We start from the raw sequence: 3,320 nt of genomic DNA on the forward strand, positions 1-3,320 counted from the left end.
GAACAAAAACGCAAGCGCCCGGTTAGAAACGTAGTGACTGGATTCTAGTCAACGTAGATAAAGGAATCACGGAAAGCTTGTGAGCAGATGATGACTTAGATTAGAGCGATTCGTGAAGTCGCCTCGTTACTGGCCGCATGCGGCTGGACGCGGCTCAACACGCCCATATATCCATAGGCTCAAATTTTATTTCCTAGCCCCCAAAAAAAAGACGACTTATATTAAAGCCGATTTGAGTATTTAACAATTTAACTTAACACTGCACGATCATTATCTAATTGTGTTCCACGAATACGTCTGAACTCCTGTAGTAAATCTTCAATCGTTAATCTTTGTTTTTCTTCTCCACTTACATCATAAATAATTTGACCTTTATCCATCATAATTAATCGATTGCCTAAATCCAATGCTTGCTGCATATTATGTGTCACCATTAAGGTTGTAAGATTAAATTTTTGAACGACCTCTCCCGTTAATTCTGTAATCAGTGCAGCTCTGGATGGATCTAACGCCGCAGTATGTTCGTCCAATAACAATATTTCCGGTTCTGTAAAAGTTGTCATTAACAGCGATAATGCTTGTCTTTCACCACCAGATAGCAGACCAACCTTTGCAGTTAATCGATTCTCTAATCCTAAATTCAGGGAACTTAGTACTTCCTTGAAGGTAGATTTCCTGTTTTTTGTTACTCCAAGTCTTAATTTTCGCTTATGAATCCTACCAAGTGCCATTGCTAGATTCTCTTCTATCGTCATGGAAGGAGCTGTACCTGCCATCGGGTCCTGAAAAACCCTGCCAATAAAAGTAGAACGCTTATACTCTGGCAAATGAGCAACTTGTTGACGATTTATAAAGACATCACCTACATCAGGTATAATTTGTCCTGCAATTACATTCATTAAAGTCGACTTTCCTGCTCCATTACTTCCGATTACTGTTACAAAATCACCTTTATCCATTTCTATTTGAATATCTTGCAATGCCTTTTTTTCGTCAGGAGTCTGTTCGTTAAACGTGACGGATATGTTAGCTAGCTCAAGCATTTACGAGACCTCCTTTTTCAATGGATAAAGCTGCCTTTGTTTTAATAGTCGGCGCTTTTTCTCTTTTCTAGCTTGTAGTATTTTAGGCGTTACTAAAGAAAGAATAACGATTAGCGCGGTCATTAATTTCATATCTCCTGTATCCATAAAGTCGATGCGTAATGCCATCGTAACGATAATCCGATAAATAATTGCTCCACCGATAACAGCAAAAGTAGCTCTTGCCACTGTTTTTTTACCAAATAACGCTTCTCCGATGATAACAGAAGCAAGTCCAATAACAATCATACCAATACCCATACCAACATCAGCAAATCCACCTTGTTGAGCGATCAGAGCCCCAGCAAGGGCTACCATACCATTAGAGATACCAACACCAATAATGGTTAATGAATCTGTATTAGCTGACAGACTCCGAATCATTTGTTTATTGTCACCGATAGCCTGCAGTGCAAGACCTACCTCTGTTTTCAAATAGAAATCAGTTAATACTTTAATCATAAGCGTAACCACAACCATAAGGATTACAATTCCCCAAGTAGGTGGAAATTGTTCAATACCGACTACTGCTAATAAATTGTTTAATAACGTAGTGATCCCGGTGTTCTCAATTAGCGAATTAATGGAATCAAATACGACATTCTCATTTATAATAGATAAATTAGGCTGCCCCATAATCCGTAAATTAATAGAATAAAGCGCTGTCATCATAAGTATTCCCGAAAGTAAAGCATTAATTTTCCCCTTTGTATGTAGCAACCCTGTAAAACATCCAGCAATGAAGCCCGCTGCAGCTGCAAGTATCGTTGCAATAATTGGTGAAACACCATTCATAATGGAAAGCGCTACTACAGCACCTCCAGTAACAAAGCTGCCATCCACAGTTAGATCTGGAAAATCAAGTATACGAAAGGTTAAATACACACCTAATGCCATAATTGCATAGATTAGACCCGATTCTACAGCTCCAAACAAAGATATAAACATATGAATCCTCCTGTTTGAGGTAAAATTTAGAGCCAGACTCATCTCCGGCTCTACTCTATTATTCGTCTATTCAGCTTCTAAAAACTGCGCTGATTCATCCCATTCTGTATTCCATTCTACATTTTGCTCTTCGGCAGCCTGCTTATTAATAAATAACTGGAGTTCAGGTGGGTATTCAACTAGAAAATCACTTGGGGCTTTATCTCCTTTTAATATTGCTGCTGCCATTTCACCTGTTCGATATCCAATTGTATTATAATCAATACCAAACGTTGCAAATCCACCTTTAGCTAGTGAATCAGGCTCGCCAACAATCAATGGAATATCCTGATCATTTGCAACTCCTACTACGCTATCTAGTGCTGAAACTACTGTATTATCTGTAATAATATAAAAAAGATCAACATCACTAACAAGTGAAGTAGCAGCTTGCTGAACTTCAGAAGATGTAGCAACCGTTCTTTCTTCAATTGTTATTCCGGTGCCTTCAGCAGCTGTTTTTACCGCATCGACCTGCGTTACTGAATTTTGCTCACCTGCATTATAGAGCATACCAACCGTTGCATCAGAAAAATAGGTTTCTATAAATTCAACTGTCTTTGCAATTGCATCAGGATGAAGGTCTACCACACCAGTTATATTATCACCAGGTTCTTCCATGGTTTTTATTAAACCTGCTTCTACAGCATCGGTTACCGAGGTAAAAACAATCGGTATGTCACGGGTAGCCTGCAAGGCACCAATCGCACTTGGAGTAGAATTAGCAAAAATTAAATCAACACTATCTGCTACAAACCCATCTGAGATTGGTTTAATATTATTCTGATCTCCCTGAGCACTTTGAAAATCAAATTCGGCGTTAATTCCGGCATCATTTAATGCTTCTTGAAAGCCTTCGTAAGCTGCATCAAGTGACGGATGTTCCACGATTTGACTTACTCCAATTTGATAACTCTTATCATCTGTTGCAGCTGTTCCCTCATCGTTCTCATCGCTTCCACATGCTGTAAGCGCCAGAATGCCGAGAATAACTATAAAGCCTAAAAACCTTTTCAATGCGATTCCCCCTTTTTATACTTCATTAACGTTAGAAATAGTCAAGCGAATTATATCATATAATTTATTAAATAACCAGAATCTTTTAATAGTTAAAAACTATCAGGTTACATAATTTTTTTATTATTCCGTTAATTGTGTATATAAATGTACATAGATAAGGAAGGATTCGGCAGCGGTGCATCGCGCAGAAAAAGCGTTCTTTTTTCAAGGAGGCTTCGCATATTTCAGTAA

Annotated in this window: 3 protein-coding genes; all 3 read right to left on the reverse strand. The window is 38.3% G+C overall.

The genetic code is table 11. The annotated features are described in order from the left end of the window. Positions 1-248 precede the first annotated feature (248 nt). The gene (locus JUJ52_RS22675) at positions 249-1,043 is read right to left on the reverse strand and encodes an ABC transporter ATP-binding protein (RefSeq protein ID WP_205388506.1); all 795 of its coding nucleotides are present in this window, start codon (positions 1,041-1,043) and stop codon (positions 249-251) included. Beyond that, complete coding sequence (locus tag JUJ52_RS22680) at positions 1,044-2,030, reverse strand: ABC transporter permease (RefSeq protein WP_026679613.1); 987 nt, start codon at positions 2,028-2,030, stop codon at positions 1,044-1,046. Positions 2,031-2,096: 66 nt separating this feature from the next. After that, positions 2,097-3,086: an ABC transporter substrate-binding protein gene (locus JUJ52_RS22685; protein ID WP_026679612.1), complete on the reverse strand. Its 990-nt coding sequence runs from the start codon at positions 3,084-3,086 to the stop codon at positions 2,097-2,099. Positions 3,087-3,320 lie beyond the last annotated feature (234 nt).

This window comes from Virgibacillus sp. AGTR (assembly GCF_016919725.2).
Taxonomy (GTDB): domain Bacteria; phylum Bacillota; class Bacilli; order Bacillales; family Amphibacillaceae; genus Virgibacillus; species Virgibacillus salarius.

Excerpts from the sequence above, each read along its gene's own strand:
- JUJ52_RS22675 (WP_205388506.1), bottom strand. The coding sequence starts at position 1,043 with ATGCTTGAGCTAGCTAACATATCCGTCACGTTTAACGAACAGACTCCT.
- JUJ52_RS22680 (WP_026679613.1), bottom strand. The coding sequence starts at position 2,030 with ATGTTTATATCTTTGTTTGGAGCTGTAGAATCGGGTCTAATCTATGCA.